Below are 16,912 nucleotides of genomic sequence, written 5' to 3' on the forward strand. Positions count from 1 at the left end.
TTCCGCAACATAGGCTCCCCGCCAACGATTTCTGGACGAAATAGCGGGGAAAGCTTCGTACCTGCTTCGTACCTTATTCGGAGATACAACAGATGTTGTACAGATGTTGATCAGATTCCGACCAGCCCCTGACCAGGAATTACCTGGTCAGGGGCTGGTCAATATTTATTGCAAGATTGTCGCCTTCCGAAGCTGGTACGAACACAATACGAGGAAAGCCCCACTGCATCAGGCCTGCAGACACAAAAACCGATGGCTTATGAACAAAAAAATCCCCCTTGCATAGTACAAGGAGGATAAAATTAGCATATGACGATGGTTAGTTTTTATGTTTAAATGCATCCACGCCACTTTGTAGGAATGCCTTGTACTCTTCTACATTGTAGTTGGCACCACTCTGGGGCACCAGTTTTTTGCCCGTCGGATCGACAATAACGTACAGCGGCTGCGAATTGCTATCGAATGTAGCCGCTTGAAAATCGCTGTTTTTCTTGCCGATGGTATTGATCTTTTTGCCACTATACTTTGAAACAAATTGTTCGTTTGCAGCCAGCTCGGTTTTATCATCCACAAAAAGTTCGGCCATCACAAATTCTTCTTTTAATAATTTTGCCACAGCTTTGTCCGTCCAGACATTCGCTTCCATTTTACGACAATTGACACAATTCCAGCCCGTAAAATCAATTAAAACAGGCTTGTTTAATTCTTTAGCCGTAGCTAAGGCCTGGTCGTGATCATAATAAGGATCAAATCCCTTAGGCGTGCCTCTGTCATGAAAAATTTCAGCATATTTTTTCACCTTTCCATCTGAATGCGCAACAGCTCCGGCACTTACGCCCGAAGAAAGATCAAAATCTTGTGTTGCCGATGGCGGTAAAAAAGCGGAAATTGATTTTAAAGGCGCTCCCCATAAACCTGGCACCATATAGACCACAAAAGAAAAAACAACAATGGCCAAAATAGTTCGAGGAACAGACAGGAATTTCAGCTCACTATCATGGGAGAACTTGATCTTGCCAATCAGGTATAGCCCCATCAACGCAAAAATAGCAATCCATAGCGACAGGAACACCTCTCTATCCAACAAGTTCCAGTGGTAAGCTAGGTCGACATTGGATAAAAATTTCAACGCTAAAGCGAGTTCCAAAAAGCCTAAAACGACTTTTACACTATTCAGCCAACCGCCAGATTTCGGCAAGGATTTAAGCATCGAAGGAAACATCGCGAACAAACCAAAAGGAATGGCCAGGGCAATGGAGAATCCCAGCATCCCAACTGCTGGACCCAATCGCTCGCCTTTCGAAGCTGCCTCAACCAACAGTGTCCCTATAATCGGTCCCGTACAAGAAAATGAAACCAAGGACAAACTGAAGGCCATAAAGAACAACCCCACTAATCCACCTTTATCCGATTTGGCATCCATTTTATTGACAAAGGAGCTTGGCAAGGTAATTTCAAAAGCACCAAAAAAAGATGCCGCAAAGCCCACCAACAACAAAAAGAAAATGAAGTTGAAGATACCGTTGGTGGAAAGTGCATTGAGTGCATCAGACCCGAATGCGATCGTGATAATCATCCCCAGAGCCACATAAATCACAATAATAAATAATCCATATAACAGGGCTTTACTAATACCACTGGCACGACTCCCCGCCTGTTTGGTAAAATAACTCACCGTCAGCGGTAACATCGGAAAAATACAAGGCATCAATAAAGCGGCAAAACCGCCTAAAAGGCCCGCAATAAAGATACTCCACAGCGATTTTTTGCCTTCTGCCCCAGCTTTGTCTACGATTGGCCCAGCTACCGATTTCATCTGGGCGGAATCGGCTTTTACGGTAGCGGTATCTGGAGACTCCTCAAAGGACAGTGAATCGGGACTTATCGTACCATCCGTAAACTCAAGCCCCTCCAACGTGTTTGTTGTATCCGCTTGGGCAAACATTGCCACAGGCGCAACCAACAACAACAAAAGGATTAATAATTTAAAATTGACTTTCATGTTGTGTTATTCTTAGGTATAAATTGGTTTTTGAATAAATGAAACCCGAGGAGCTAGAGACTCCCCGAGTTAACTATAAACATATGAAACTAAATCTTTTTAAGCACCAAATACCGGATTTGCCAATCTGCAGATCGGTTGAAAACCCGAGAAATCAACGTCCGTAGAAAGATACCCTTCTTTTACCGGCTCCTCTTTCACCAAATCGGTACTTAGGTATTTTTTGTTATCATCACAAAGTAAGGTCACCACGACAGCTTCATCGCCCAGCTGCTGCTGTAATTTAATCGCTCCGATTACATTTGCTCCCGAAGAGATTCCAACAGCCAATCCCAATTGGCGCGATAGCTTCTGCGCCATGATAATGGAGTCGCCATCGTTGGCACATACGACCGTATCGAGTTCATCCAAATCCACAATGGCAGGAATAAACTCATCAGATATTCCCTGAATACGGTGTGAACCTACCTTATGCCCTGTAGTTAAGGTTGGACTTTCTGCCGGTTCTAGCGGATGGACGCGGACATTTGGGTTTACCTTTCTTAAGCTTCTACCCACACCCATGACCGTACCACCAGTTCCCACACCAGCAACAAAAGCATCAGCAACTAAGCCCTGTTCTTCCAGTTGCTTTACAATCTCGTAACCGGTGGTTTTCTCATGCGCTTCGGCATTATATTGATTCTCGAATTGTCGTGGAAGAAAAACGCCACCTTTTGCAGCAAGCTCTTCACTTAAACGAATACTTCCTAAAAAACCACCTTCTTCTTTGCTTATCAGCTGTATATCGGCACCCATACTGCGAATAATATCGGTACGCTCCTTACTCAACCAATTGGGCATAATAATCTTTACCTGATGACCAAGTGCTTTACCGATTGCTGAAAAGGCAATCCCTGTGTTGCCACTTGTGGCTTCAATGACAACATCACTCGGCCGGATCTGACAATTCATATACGCTTTGTATAAAATATAAAGCGCCATCCGATCCTTTATGCTACCAGTCAGATTGTAGTTCTCACATTTCACGAAAATTCGTCCGGGTTTACCTTTGTAAGTATACTGTAGTTCCAACATCGGTGTATTTCCGACCAATCTCCACAGATGTTTGAATCTCTTGTCCAATGCAGGTGACAAACACGCACTTAATAATTCTTGTTCAGCCATTTCTTATAAATGATTATTCTGTTGCAAAATTGACCATTGACAAGATAATATTCAACACATCACTATAATTTCAATAAAAATTAAATTAAAAGATATAAAAACCAATAAATAATTCAGAACAATAGCGTATTTTTACAACCGTACCGAAAATATTCAGATTATGGAATTGGATGAAATAGATGTAAAATTATTACGCCTCCTACAACAAGATGCCTCCATGAGCAATAAAGCGCTATCCTTTGAACTTAACAAATCTATCGCTGCTGTTCACGAACGCGTTAGAAAGCTAAAGCGGTTGGGCTACATCAAAAAAACGGTGGCAATTTTGGACCGCCATAAGATAGGCATTGGGTTAATTTCCTTTTCTCAGGTCTTTCTCAAGGCGCATACTTTTGAAGTGTTGAATGAATTCGAAAAAGAGGTAGCTAAATTTCCCGAGGTGATGGAATGCTACCAAATGGCGGGTTCTTACGACTTTATGTTACGTATCGCAACCAAAGATATGGATGCTTATCATATTTTTCTGCGGCATCGATTGGCCGTACTTCCGCAAGTAAACACCGTACAGACCTACTTTGTATTATCGGAGACAAAAAGCGAGACCGCTTATCCCCTTTAACCGTCGTATCCTAGAGGAAAGAATAACGCTGTCATGTGCGATCACACATGACAGCGCTGAAAAAATGATTAATCGAATAACAAAGTGCCTGTCACATTCCAGCTACTAAAACTTGTTCCTTCAGGAGCTCCCTGTGAAATCTGCACCTGCATTGTATGGTCGCCGGCTTTTAAATCCCCCAGATCAATGTAGATTGGTGGTGTTACTGTACCCGGGCACCAATTGGAGCGGCTTAGATCGGATGAAGACAGACCTGTGGCAAAATTGCCTGAAGCTGGGTTTGACAAACGGTACGAGCCACAATCATTACGCCACGGTGTGTATTTAAAGCGTAATGAATTGTCTAGGAAAATGCGGTTTTCCTTCGGCACAAACTCATCACCATTGCCCCAGCCTCCATGCCCTGTGGTAATGTAGCGTAATTGCACGTTTTTAGCGTCCTGGTCCAAATGAAACGAAACAGTAAGACCTTTCTCCTTATCAAACATAGATCCATACTCCTGGCCGCCCATTTCCATAACGTTGGTTGTGGTGAATAAAGACATCGTCTTTTTCAGACTGCCTTTTGACTCGGCATCGAAACCCGGATGCACCGTCAGCTCCACACTCACCTCATGTCCATTTTTATCATAATTGCCAATGAAGGCGCCTACATAGATTTCCTGCTCGCTCAACAGACCAGCCAGTTCCGTTACGTCCTGACGGTACAGTACCGAGTCTTGCCAAACCTTATCCTTTAACTGAAGATAGTTAAACTGCTTAACACCAAAGGGTGTAAAGAAACGCATCAATTCAACAATAGGCTCAAAAGATGCTGTTTTTACAACGCCTTGATAAGCTTTACCATTTCCATTTTCGTACTTAGGCAGGGTACCCATACCATTTTTCATGCCATCCAAAAAGCTTTGCGCCTTGTTGGTTGGGATGATAAAAACTGACCCCGTACGGTCATAGGCATCACCTTTCGATTGTTCGACCAACTGCACAAATACATTATCGCTAGTCTTTATTTTTGGGATTTTCACCTTTTTTACCAAAACTGTACCATTGGCAAAACGCAAAACAGAATCCGACTTTACATCATCCGCAAAACGTATGCGCTCCTTCCGAAAAACAGGTATTTGGATAAAACGATTTTTCCAGATCAGATCTTTATACGAGAGTTCATCGTACAATTTTTCATTTCCTTTTAATCGCAGTTGCTCCGGTATCGTCTTGACCTTTTCTACTTTGGTGGCAAAAGTCCGTGTATTCCCATTGCGGATTACCTCAAGTACCAAACCAAGGTCCTGACCAAGTTCCGTGGGTGCACCTTTTACCCCTAATTTATCGGTATACCAAACTTCTATTTTATTGGAATTGATGCTGGTCTCCACTTTTTTGCAGGGATAGCCCAAGATTGTTTTAGTCTCGTTTGTCGTGTTAAATTTTTGCTTCGAAAGTGCGAGCGAATCTTTGGTTAGAATGATTGATCCATCTTTGAGTTTAGCAATTTTAAGTAATGCATTGCCTCCGGAACGCTCCACCACAACCCGTTCGTATGGCGGCGCCAACTGTCCCTGCATTTCCTTCGCTGAACTGACAAAAGTCTCCTTTTCATTGGCATAGACGAGGATGGCATTTTGATTGGCAGCTGTATTCCCATTGAAACTTTGGTTATATTGAATGACATAACTCGACAGCTTTTGCGCCTGCGACGACAATGACAAACATAAAATAGAGGTAAAAAGAATACTTTTCTTCATAGCATGTGTATTGGTTTAGATGCAAAAATAAGAAAGGCTTTAGGAATTCCTAAAGCCTTTCTTATTTTATGCTAAAACGTTTATTTGATCAACCAGATATCCAAGAGGTAGAATACCGCAAAAATCACCGAGGCATAACCATTGGTTGTCATAAAGTCACGATTGACCCGACTTAAATTAGTCGATGAAAACAGGGTATGCTGGTAAATCAGCAATGCACCGTAAAAGGCCACCCCTAAATAATAAATCCAACCGACAGGCATCAAAAATGCTGGTATTAAAATAAATATAAAAGAAAACACGTGCAGACCTTCCGAAACGCGCATGGCTCCCTTCGTTCCCAACCAAACGGGTATAGAATTCAGCTGATTGGCCCGATCAAATGCTTCATCCTGCAACGCGTAAATAATATCGAAGCCGCTCACCCAGGTCAACACTGCGAAGCCATAAAGTACCGGAACAGTCGCAAACTGTCCTGTAATAACCATATATGCACCTATTGGAGCCAATCCTAGCCCTGCTCCCAATACAAGATGGCATAAGGGTGTTATGCGCTTCGTATAGGAGTAAAAAAGCACAACAAAAAGTGCAATGGGCGACAACATAAAGCAAAGAGAATTGATAAAATACGTCGCTGCGATAAAAATAAGGCAATTTACTAACGTAAAAATCAATGCATTTTTAGCAGAAATTTTTCCGGCAGGAATATCACGCATGGCCGTTCGCGGATTAATGGCATCAATATCGCGATCCAAATAACGATTGAATGCCATAGCGGCATTACGGGCCGTTACCATACACACGAGCATCAAAACCAATAATTTCCACGAAAAGGTGTAGTCCGTTGTGTGCAAAGCCAAAAAGAAACCGATGAAGGCAAATGGCAATGCAAATACACTATGGGCAAATAAAACTAAGGACAAGTATTTTTTCATCTGAACGTAAGATCTAGCTAAAATTGTTCGTTTCCTTCGGGTTCAGGGCGAACAAATCGGCCGTTAACTTCATCGATAGCCTCTAAAATAGGCTCATGCCCCATTTTCTTTTCTGCTGAAGTTAGGAAAATCGGCGGCACCTCTTCAAACCATTGAAGCAATGATTTTTTAAATTTCGCAATATTCACATCGGATTTGACAGTCGATTGCTTGTCTGCCTTGGTAAAAACCAACATAAAGGGTAAACCACATTCGCCCAACCAATAGCAAAAATCCAAGTCTATCTTCTGTGGTTCATGACGGCTATCTACCAATACAAAAACACATTGCAAATTGTCCCGATGGGTAAGATACCTGCGGATGAACTTCTCCCATTCCGTGCGACTTGTTTTAGAGGCTTTGGCAAAACCATAACCGGGCAAATCCACCAGATACCAGGTATCGTCGATGATAAAATGATTGATCAACTGAGTCTTACCAGGCTTTTGGGAGGTCTTGGCAAGTCCTTTCTTGTTGGTCATTGCATTGATCAACGATGATTTACCGACATTTGAACGTCCGATAAACGCATACTCCGGCAAATTGGGTGCAGGTAATTTGTCAACTCTCGTGTTACTGCACACGAATTCGGCTTTTTTCACTTCCATGGAACAAAGGTACGTTAAATGAATCCCTTTGACAAGATGTGTACCGCTTCTATTCCATAAAAAAGCTCCGTCTCCTATTTAATTGGCCAGGGACTAAAATGTCCCCAATTATTTTTAACTTTCACTTCAAACGATTCATCAAACAACTGAGCGCATTCCGAAGATGCACTATGCGGTTGGGTATACGTCTTATTAGCCAAATAAAAGAAGTCCTGCATGCCATAAAAAAAATAAATCTTGTAATAAGAAGTCCAGTAGGTAAAATGGAAGCATTACCAAACAAGGAATTTTTCGGAGCTGCTGTAACAATTCAGCTGCTCAAGATACTAATCACATAAATAAACGTCAGTCTTTGGGAAAAAAGGAATATTTCTAACAAACTCAAAGAACGAATTAATTAAACCTTAAAATAGATGTTACTCGAAATCAATCATGTCACCAAAGATTACGCCAATCACCGTGCATTGGACGACGTATCCATTCAAATCCCAAAGGGTAAAATTTTCGGACTATTGGGGCCAAACGGGGCTGGAAAAACGTCCCTGATCCGTATTATTAACCAAATTACCGCGCCCGATTCCGGCGAAATCTTGTTTAATGGCGAAGCGCTGGGTCCACAGCATATTGCACAAATCGGCTATTTACCCGAAGAGCGAGGTCTGTACAAAAAAATGAAAATCGGCGATCAAATGTTGTATTTGGCGCAACTTAAAGGACTTTCCAAGCGAGAAGCCCTAGCACGCATCCAAGATTGGTGCCAGCGCCTGGACATCACATCCTGGTTGGACAAAAAAATTGAAGATCTCAGTAAAGGTATGCAGCAAAAAGTACAATTTGTCGCCACGGTCATCCACCAACCACAATTGATTATCTTGGATGAACCCTTTTCGGGATTTGATCCCGTCAATGCCAATATCATAAAAGAACAGATTCTCCGATTGAATCAAGAGGGGGCGACCATTATATTCTCCACACACCGTATGGAGACTGTGGAAGAGCTTTGCGATAATATCGCCCTCATCAACCGATCCAAGAAAATACTCGATGGTTCCGTACAGGCGATTAAAAAAGAATACCGAAATCAAACCTATCGATTGGAATATACAGCCAACGAAGATAATTTTCTTCTATCCGAAGACAGCCTATTTGAAGTCATCACGTCCACAAAGCACGAAAAAACATACAACACTACAATTCAGCTAAATAACAATATTCATATCAATAATGTCTTAATGCGTTTCTTACCCCAAATACAGCTCAACCAGTTGATCGAAATCGTTCCCTCTATGGCGGATATTTTCATTCAAAAAGTTACACAAGTCTCACCCCTATCTCAAGATCATGCATAAAATACTACTTATCATTCAACGGGAATACCTATCCCGTGTCAAGAAAAAATCTTTTATTGTCATGACTTTTGCCGTGCCATTGTTCTTTTTTGCATTGTATGCAGGCATGTTTTATCTGACAAAAAAGAGCTTTAAAGATTCACACACCGAAGTCTTTATTTTAGATGAACAAGGCGACTTTGCGGGAAAACTGCAAAGCAATAAAAATGTAAGTTATACAATCAGTAAACTGGATCTCCAGGCACAAAAAGCGCAGCTGACCCAAAGTGAAGGAAAACAGTCGATCCTTTATATCCCAAAAGATATTTTAACAAGCCAAAGAGCCGAACTGATTACCGGAGGCAAGACCAGCTTTGTCATACAGGAGATCATTAGTGGACAGTTGGAAGAAATCATCCGTGAAAAGGAATATAAAGCCAAGGGAATCGACCTGCAGATTATCCAGTCCATTAAGCCCAAAGTCAGCATCGATGCAAAAGAAATTACGGCCGACGGTGAAGAAAAGAACAGCAATACAGCCATTGCCATGGGCCTTGGTGTCGCTTTGGCTATCTTAGTCTATCTATCCCTGTTTCTTTATGGTGCCCAGGTAATGCGTGGTATTATCGAAGAAAAGAGCAATCGTATCATCGAAGTTATTATTTCCTCGGTCAAGCCCTTTCAGCTCATGATGGGTAAAATTGTTGGAATCGGTATGGTTGGACTGACCCAATTTGTGATGTGGCTTGTGCTTACCGGGGGCTTATTTATCACAGCAACGCTACTGTTTGTCAATCCGCAGGATATGCAGGAAGTAGCCGCTAGCCAACCTGGAGCGGGTAATATGAGTACCGTATCAAAAGCTATGGCCCAGAATGATTCCGCTTCGATCCTTACGTCGATCCAAAGCTTTAATTTCACGGAGGTCATCATTTTCTTCTTTCTGTTTTTTATTGCCGGATACCTATTGTATAGTGCTATTTTCGCCGCTGCAGGCTCAGCTGTCGACAACGAAACAGAGGCCAATCAGTTTTCCATGCCCATTACCATGCCCTTGCTATTGACCTATATTCTTTCTTTCGGCGTCATTATCAATGATCCCAATGGACCGATTGCAACATGGTTGAGCTTTATTCCATTCACCTCACCGATCGCCATGCTCGTTCGCATACCTTTTGGTGTACCCCTATGGCAGATTCTGACCTCGTTGACCTTGCTTATACTGACCTTCTTATTGGTAACCTGGGTCGCTGCACGTATCTACCGCGTCGGGATTTTGATCTATGGAAAAAAGGCAAATCTCAAAGAAATCATCAAATGGTTCAATTACAAAAGTTAGTTATGTACTGAACTAATTACGCATGGCTGTCGGATATCCCCGATCTATGTCAGCGCTCAACTAAAAGAACGGGGCCAAATTGCAAGCAATTTGGCCCCGTTCTTTTAAGCCCCCGATTAGGATGCGATCAGATGCAATGCGATCAGCTCCTAAGGACAGCTCAATTAATATCTTAATTTCAATTTTTTAAAGACAAAATGCCACAGCCATATCGGTCCGACAAGTAAAAACTGCAGAAACTGTTGTCCTGTGATTTTCTTCTTTTCCTTTCCCTTACCGATAAACAGCGCGACAATAGATAGCAATGCGATTCCTAAACACACCCAGATGACAGCCGGGCCACCGTTCTTCTGTGCGTATTCCAGTTGCACGATAAAGAAACTCATACCCCCGATCGAGAATAATATCGCATAGGACAAGGTTGCAGACAGCTTTAAATAATAATAAATGACAATAGCAATGAAGAAAGAGCCCCAATTCAAAAACGTATGCCAATTGAGTTTGACCAAGAATTCGAACTGTGGAAATGGAATCATCCAGATGCAGCCCATGATACCAAAAAATAATAATGGTAAAAAGATGGCCTGAATCAGGCGGTTGGTCGGATCCTGAAAATTAGCATCCAGCTCCGCAAAATACTTATCTACGGGACGTAAAGGTTCGACTTCTTGAACTTTCTTCTTTTGTTTCATTCGGCAAATTTAACAAATATTGAGCATGCCTTAGGTCTTAAAAATGATAATATTCCCTATTTTTTGGTCTGCCGTAGGTCATTATCTGCTTTCAGGGCAAACAAACTCGCTTACTCCTATTCTATTCCGTAATATTGCAGCATGAAGTCTTACAAACATATCTTATTCGATCTGGACGGAACCCTGACCGACCCTGCAGAAGGGATTACAAAATGTATTGCCTATGCCTTGGAGTCCAAAGGCATCCATACAGCCGATCTGAATAGCCTCAAACCCTTGATCGGTCCGCCCCTTAAAGATTCTTTCATACATACCTTTGGATTTGGGGAAAGCGAAGCAATTGCCTGTGTAGAAAAATATCGGGAGCGCTTTTCAGCCATAGGACTGTACGAGAACATCCTGTTTGATCGCATACCCGAGCTTTTAACGCTCCTGAAAACAAAAGGGTACAGCATCTATCTGGCGACCTCCAAACCCGAAATATTCGCCCACAAAATATTACAACACTTTGAAATAAATACCTATTTTGATTTTGCGGGTGGAAGCGCTTTGGACGATTCCAGACCGACCAAAACCAGCGTCATCCAATATGTCATGGAAAAGGCCAAACTAACAAATCCACAGGAATGCCTCATGATCGGCGATCGTAAACATGATCTGATTGGCGCAAGGGAAACTGCCATGGATGCTGTTGGCGTACTGTATGGCTATGGTAGCCAAGCCGAACTCGAGCAGGAGTCACCGACCTATCTCATCCAGACAGTGCCTGACCTGATCGAATTTTTCAATTAAAAAATAGGGATCCTAAATTAAAGACAATTTAGGTTGAGTCCATTTAGGTCAACTTGATTCAAGTCTAGTCTATTCAAGTTCAGTCTATTCAAGTCTGGTCTATTCAGATCAATTCCAATACAGTCTATTGACACCAATTCAAGTCCATTCACCAGGCAAGACACAAGTCAATTCAGGCTAATTCTACTCAGGCCAAGTTTATTGAGAACAGTTCAAGTCAATACCCAAACACCTTGAATAACTGAAATCATCCTGTTGAGGGAAAGCTGTAGAATTCCATAAAAAAAGCTCCAATCAAAATGATTGTAGCTTTTTTAAGATGGATCCTTGGATCTATTTTGCGTAAGACACCGATCTTGTCTCACGGATAACAGTTACTTTAATTTGCCCTGGATACGTCATTTCCGTTTGGATACGGTTAGAGATATCAGCAGCGAGTATTTCCGACTGCGCATCAGAGACCTTCTCACTCTCCACGATGACACGTAGTTCACGACCAGCTTGTATCGCGAAGGTCTTCTCAACCCCAGGATACGATAAAGCCAAGTCTTCCAGCTCTTTTAAGCGCTTGATATAACTTTCTACAACCTCACGGCGTGCGCCCGGGCGTGCACCAGAAATCGCATCACAGGCTTGAACAACCGGAGATATTAAAGCCGTCATTTCGATCTCATCATGGTGAGCACCAATTGCGTTACATACATCAGGGTGTTCCTTGTATTTTTCTGCAAGTTGCATACCTAAAATAGCGTGTGGCAACTCTGGATTGTCATCAGGCACTTTACCAATATCGTGAAGTAATCCAGCACGTTTCGCATGTTTAACATTCAGGCCCAGTTCTGCAGCCATTGTCGCAGCAAAATTAGCAACCTCACGCGAGTGCTGTAAAAGATTCTGTCCGTAAGATGAACGGTAACGCATACGCCCTACCATACGAATCAATTCGGGGTGCAAACCATGGATCCCCAAATCGATCGCTGTACGTTCACCGATTTCAACAATTTCATCCTCAATTTGCGTCCGTGTTTTTGCAACAACTTCCTCAATACGTGCCGGGTGGATACGTCCATCGGTTACCAAACGGTGTAAAGCTAAACGTGCGATTTCCCGACGTACAGGATCGAAACCGGATAGGATAATTGCTTCAGGTGTATCATCTACGATGATCTCTACGCCCGTTGCAGCTTCCAATGCACGAATATTACGACCTTCACGACCAATAATACGGCCCTTAATTTCATCATTTTCAATATTGAAAATTGAAACGGTATTTTCGATTGCAGATTCCGTAGCGGTGCGTTGAATCGTCTGTATAACAACCTTTTTCGCCTCTTTAGTCGCTGTCAATTTTGCCTCATCCACAATATCTTTGATTTGAATCATGGCTTGTGAGCGGGCTTCTTCACGCAACGAATCCACCAATTGATTTTTTGCTTCGTCGGCAGTTACGCCAGCGATGCTTTCCAATTGCTTAATCTGTTGCAATTTTAACGCTTCTACTTCCTCGGATTTCTTTTCATTCAGTTCAACCAATTTATCCAATTGCTTCTTCTTGGTATCCACCTCCTGCTTGTCGCGGTTGATGTTTTCCAATTTTTGGTTAATTGACTGCTCTTTTTGTCTTAACGTATTTTCCTTCTGGTTGATGGCATTGTTACGTTGATTGACTTCCTTTTCATGTTCAGATTTTAATTGAAGGAACTTTTCTTTGGCCTCTAACAGGCGTTTCTTTTTAATGTGTTCCCCTTCCTGCTCTGCATCTTTCAGTATGCTATTTACCTTATCCTTGGCTTCCTGTTCTTGCTTTTTAAACAACAAAACCAATAGATAACGACCTATAACAACACCAACAATCAGAGAAATTATGCTATAAATTGCGATGTCCATGTATGTATAATTGTATTATTATGTTTGTTTTTATTAATTATATTCAAATTCCAGTAAAATCATGAATCGTCCTATTCCCCTTCTTTGGTATGCACCAATGTGGCGAGCCTGATAAGCTCATAAGACTTCATGACAAAAAAAAACCGCAATTAAATTTAAACAGGTCTCATGTATTATTAAACTTCGTGATTACATAATTAGGCTTAGATTATGACCCAGATGGCTTTCGCAAAATGGCCTATATCTTTTTGCGCCTGTAATATTGAAGCGTTAAGTTTAAAATAGTGACAACCCGAATTTAATTGCGGCAAATTCGTCGTTTAAGCTCTAAATATAAAGAACGTAAATTTATTTTTTAAAGAAATCCGTCAACAACTGATCAAGTTCCTGTACTGAATTTTCCAAGCCCACTTCGTGGTTTTGGGACTGCCGCTCTGCATTAAGCATACGCGTCGCAAATTGCAATACACACATGGACAACAAATCCTGCTTATCTCTCACAGTATAGTTTTCCTGCAATTCCTTTATTTTTTCATTTATCAATTTCGCAGCATGTCGAATTACTTCTTCTTCCGCGCTCTCCACCCGAAGGGGATAAACACGATCTGCGATATTTATTTTTATGGAAATCTCTCCCATTTCTTTGAGCTTTTTAACGTTGTATTAGTTTGAATCCGATAACACTTCTCCCAACTATTTCAACAAACTAATACATTTGTCTATTTCCCGCACAAAATCGTTAATTTTTTGTTTTGTGTCAAGTATTTTTTCATTAATTGCTTCCTTATCCGTTTCAGAATCTAACGTGCGGGCAACTGCCAACGCTTTGACCTTCTCTTCCAACTGCTTGCTCTTATCGTTGCTCGCATCGAAAGCCACTTTTAAGGATTGTACCTCTAATTTAAGCAAATCATTTTCTTCTTGCAAGACTTCGCACAATTGAATTAAATTTTTCGTTTTCTCAACGATCAGATTCATTTGTGAAGACAATGTTGCCATAGTATAAATTGAATATTACCAATTAATGTTGTATCTCTCGTTAACCACGCACTTCCGCGCCTAGTTCCTTCTCAAAATTAACAATTAATTTTTGAACTATCGCATCAATTTGCTTATCCGTAAGTGTTTTTTCTTCATCCTGCAAGATAAAGCTCAGAGCATAAGACTTTTTCCCTTCCGGAATTTTATCACCTTTATACACATCAAACACATTTACCTCCTTCAAAAGCTTGCGTTCGGTCTTTTGAGCAACAAATTGTAGCTTATCGAAGCTCACATTTTCATCGATCAAGAGCGACAAATCTCTGCGCACAGCCGGGAATTTGGAAACTTCTTTGTATTGAATGCTATTCTTACGAATAATTTTCATCAAAACATCCCAGTCAAAATCAGCAAAGAAAACCTGACCTTCAACATCTGCTTTTTTCAAATCTGCGTTCGCGATTGCACCAAAAGAAACTAAACATTTCTGCCCTTTCATATAGTTCAAACCATAGGCGAAATGTGTACTTGTAGCATCTTGTATCTGAATTCCTTCAATTTTCAAGCGTTTGATAAGCGTATCTACAGCCGCTTTAAGGTTATAGAAATTAACCGCGTCTTTTTTGCTGTTCCATTGCTCAGCTTCATTTTTACCTGCCATGGCAAAAGCCAGATGCTGCGTTTCTTTATAGCCTTCACCATCCAGCGCATAAGTTTTACCGAATTCGAAGAACTTCAGGTCAAAGTTTCTTCGTTTTTGGTTATATTCAATCGCACTCAAAACAGAAAAAACCATATTTTGACGCATTGTATCCAAATCCGAGCTCAATGGATTATACAATTTGACCGCCGTTTCGCTATCATCCGCATAATCCAGCTTCGTTAGGGAGTTGGACAGAATTTCACGAAACCCATTGGCGATGAGCAGATCAGCCAATTGATTTAAGACAACTTCCTTATCCGGCTTCTCAACCGTATTTAAAGAGGCCTTAATTTGTGACTTCAACTCGATATTGTTGTAACCATAAATCCGCAACACTTCCTCCACAACGTCTACCTCGCGTGTGACATCAACGCGGTATGCAGGCACCAACACATCAAGTCCTGTTTCAGTTTCTGAAGCGACTTCAATGCCAAGAGCGACAATAATGGATTTAATTTCTTCATTTGGGATCGCCTGACCGATCAAACGAACCACATTCGCATAGCTCACGTGAAATGAAAACGGGTTAATCACCACGGGATACTCATCTTTTAGCGTCGATGAAATCGTTCCACCCGCAATTTCCTGAATCAATAAAGCTGCGCGCTTCAAGGCTTCAACCGTAATATTCGGATCGGTACCACGTTCGAAACGGAAAGAGGCATCTGTTTTTAAGCCATGTCTTTTGGAGGTCTTCCGTACAGAAACAGCATTGAAATAGGCCGACTCCAAAAATACATTGGTCGTTTCGGCTGATACACCCGAATGTGCTCCACCGAAAACACCCGCAATACACATTGGTTTTTCAACATCTGCAATCACCAAGTCCTCTGCAGACAAGGTACGCTCCACACCATCCAGCGTAACAAATTTTTCACCCTCAGTCGCCAAACGAACAATGACTTTATTTCCCGCAATTTTATCAGCATCAAAAGCATGCAGTGGCTGACCTAAATCGTGTAGTATATAATTGGTAACATCGACAATATTATTGATCGGACGAACACCGATAACATTTAATTTCTCTTTTAACCAATCGGGAGATTCGCCAACGCGAACACCGGTAATATTGATACCACTATAACGTGGGCTTGCCTGTGCGTCTGCAACAATCACTGTCGTTCCCTCCGCCTCAGCAGCCTTAAATGCAGAAACATCTGCCTTTAACACGTGTGTACGAAAATGTGCCGCAATATCTCTTGCAACGCCTAAATGCGAAGCAGCATCTGCACGGTTTGGTGTTAAGCCAATTTCATAACGGTAATCATCCTGGATATTGAAATGATCTTTCACTAAGGTCCCCACAGCAACGTCAGCTGGTAATTCAACGATACCGGCATGAGATGTACCCAAACCGATTTCATCTTCTCCACATAACATACCTTCAGAAACTTCACCACGAATTTTAGATTTGGTAATTTTAAAAGGCTCTCCGGTAAGCGGATGGCAAGTAGTACCTACTGTAGCAACAATAACTTTCAATCCTGTACGACAGTTTGGTGCACCACATACAATGTGCAATAACTCCGGTCCACCGACATCAACAGTGGTTACTCTTAATTTATCGGCATTAGGATGCTGTTCACAAGTTTTCACTTCACCAACAACCAAACCATCCAATCCACCTGGGATACTCTGCACAACGTCCAAAGCTTCTACTTCCAATCCTGTATTTGTTAAGATCAGCGATAGTTCCTCCGGTGTCGAATCTATATTAACGTGTTGTTTTAACCAATTATATGAAATATTCATCTCGAATCTGATTTGATGCACAAACTTAGATAAATTTGAGTTTATATCCAACGTCAATTTGCCGATCATCGCCGGAAGTCCTGAATTTGAAGATAGCTGGCAGCCCCTATCCTCACCGGCTGTATGACAAATTACCATATGATCTAAGGGGTTGTTGGGCTTCGGCGAACAAACCGACTTGCCACAGGGCGTTTTTCTTGCGCTATTGCTTATGCTTTTTCAGGTTTTCCGCATGGACAAGGTGCTTTGGGCTTTGGTCGGCACATCGTTGGCCTTGGTTCGGGGCAGCTTCGGGACATGGCCTGAACATGGTCGGGATTGCT

The 16,912-nt window shown here is 41.8% G+C and carries 14 protein-coding genes; 4 read left to right on the top strand and 10 right to left on the bottom strand.

Annotation, left to right across the window (positions count from 1 at the left end; translation table 11 throughout):
* Positions 1–319: 319 nt before the first annotated feature.
* Entirely contained in the window at positions 320–2,002 is a 1,683-nt protein-coding gene (locus tag B3E92_RS23210; RefSeq protein WP_286898443.1) for a protein-disulfide reductase DsbD family protein, read from the bottom strand.
* Between the two features lie 99 nt (positions 2,003–2,101).
* Positions 2,102–3,169: a PLP-dependent cysteine synthase family protein gene (locus B3E92_RS23215; RefSeq protein WP_286769719.1), complete on the bottom strand. Its 1,068-nt coding sequence runs from the start codon at positions 3,167–3,169 to the stop codon at positions 2,102–2,104.
* 160 nt (positions 3,170–3,329) lie between these two features.
* Here B3E92_RS23215 and B3E92_RS23220 point away from each other — a divergent pair, with 160 nt between their 5' ends.
* On the top strand, positions 3,330–3,788 hold the full coding sequence (locus B3E92_RS23220) for an Lrp/AsnC family transcriptional regulator (RefSeq protein ID WP_046675839.1): 459 nt from the start codon (positions 3,330–3,332) through the stop codon (positions 3,786–3,788).
* A 68-nt stretch (positions 3,789–3,856) separates the two neighbouring features.
* On the opposite strand, the gene B3E92_RS23225 is transcribed toward B3E92_RS23220, so the two are convergent.
* The 3 genes from B3E92_RS23225 to yihA all read right to left on the bottom strand — a co-directional run bounded on the left by B3E92_RS23225 (position 3,857) and on the right by yihA (position 7,115).
* The gene (locus B3E92_RS23225) at positions 3,857–5,533 is read right to left on the bottom strand and encodes a PNGase F N-terminal domain-containing protein (protein ID WP_286898444.1); all 1,677 of its coding nucleotides are present in this window, start codon (positions 5,531–5,533) and stop codon (positions 3,857–3,859) included.
* Between the two features lie 80 nt (positions 5,534–5,613).
* Positions 5,614–6,468: a UbiA-like polyprenyltransferase gene (locus tag B3E92_RS23230; protein ID WP_286754414.1), complete on the bottom strand. Its 855-nt coding sequence runs from the start codon at positions 6,466–6,468 to the stop codon at positions 5,614–5,616.
* Positions 6,469–6,485: 17 nt separating this feature from the next.
* Entirely contained in the window at positions 6,486–7,115 is a 630-nt protein-coding gene (gene yihA, locus B3E92_RS23235; protein WP_046676372.1) for a ribosome biogenesis GTP-binding protein YihA/YsxC, read from the bottom strand.
* 413 nt (positions 7,116–7,528) lie between these two features.
* Here yihA and B3E92_RS23240 point away from each other — a divergent pair, with 413 nt between their 5' ends.
* Both B3E92_RS23240 and B3E92_RS23245 read left to right on the top strand, forming a co-directional pair.
* Positions 7,529–8,464 (top strand): ABC transporter ATP-binding protein, encoded by a 936-nt coding sequence (locus tag B3E92_RS23240; RefSeq protein WP_286898445.1) that lies wholly within the window; start codon positions 7,529–7,531, stop codon positions 8,462–8,464.
* Positions 8,457–9,782, top strand: a complete 1,326-nt coding sequence (locus B3E92_RS23245) for an ABC transporter permease (RefSeq protein WP_286754413.1) — start codon at positions 8,457–8,459, stop codon at positions 9,780–9,782. Before B3E92_RS23240 ends, B3E92_RS23245 begins: the two co-directional genes overlap by 8 nt.
* 164 nt (positions 9,783–9,946) lie before the next feature.
* Here B3E92_RS23245 and B3E92_RS23250 read toward each other — a convergent pair whose 3' ends face one another.
* Positions 9,947–10,474: an Mpo1-like protein gene (locus tag B3E92_RS23250; protein WP_046675834.1), complete on the bottom strand. Its 528-nt coding sequence runs from the start codon at positions 10,472–10,474 to the stop codon at positions 9,947–9,949.
* Positions 10,475–10,615: 141 nt separating this feature from the next.
* On the opposite strand from B3E92_RS23250, the gene B3E92_RS23255 reads away from it, so the two are divergent.
* Entirely contained in the window at positions 10,616–11,266 is a 651-nt protein-coding gene (locus B3E92_RS23255; protein WP_070569715.1) for an HAD-IA family hydrolase, read from the top strand.
* A gap of 333 nt (positions 11,267–11,599) precedes the next feature.
* Here the strand turns inward: B3E92_RS23255 and rny are convergent, their stop codons facing one another.
* The 4 genes from rny to pheT form a co-directional block, all read right to left on the bottom strand.
* Positions 11,600–13,153, bottom strand: a complete 1,554-nt coding sequence (gene rny, locus B3E92_RS23260; RefSeq protein WP_286754411.1) for a ribonuclease Y — start codon at positions 13,151–13,153, stop codon at positions 11,600–11,602.
* Positions 13,154–13,501: 348 nt separating this feature from the next.
* Positions 13,502–13,792, bottom strand: coding sequence for a cell division protein ZapA (locus B3E92_RS23265; protein WP_121123591.1), 291 nt, complete (start codon positions 13,790–13,792; stop codon positions 13,502–13,504).
* A 54-nt stretch (positions 13,793–13,846) separates the two neighbouring features.
* The gene (locus B3E92_RS23270) at positions 13,847–14,152 is read right to left on the bottom strand and encodes a hypothetical protein (protein WP_046675830.1); all 306 of its coding nucleotides are present in this window, start codon (positions 14,150–14,152) and stop codon (positions 13,847–13,849) included.
* Between the two features lie 40 nt (positions 14,153–14,192).
* Positions 14,193–16,589 carry a phenylalanine--tRNA ligase subunit beta gene (gene pheT, locus B3E92_RS23275; RefSeq protein ID WP_286898446.1) on the bottom strand — a complete coding sequence of 799 codons (2,397 nt, stop codon included), beginning with the start codon at positions 16,587–16,589 and terminating at the stop codon, positions 14,193–14,195.
* Between the last annotated feature and the right edge of the window lie 323 nt (positions 16,590–16,912).

The organism is Sphingobacterium sp. UBA6317, assembly GCF_002440385.1.
GTDB classification, from domain to species: Bacteria; Bacteroidota; Bacteroidia; order Sphingobacteriales; family Sphingobacteriaceae; genus Sphingobacterium; species Sphingobacterium multivorum.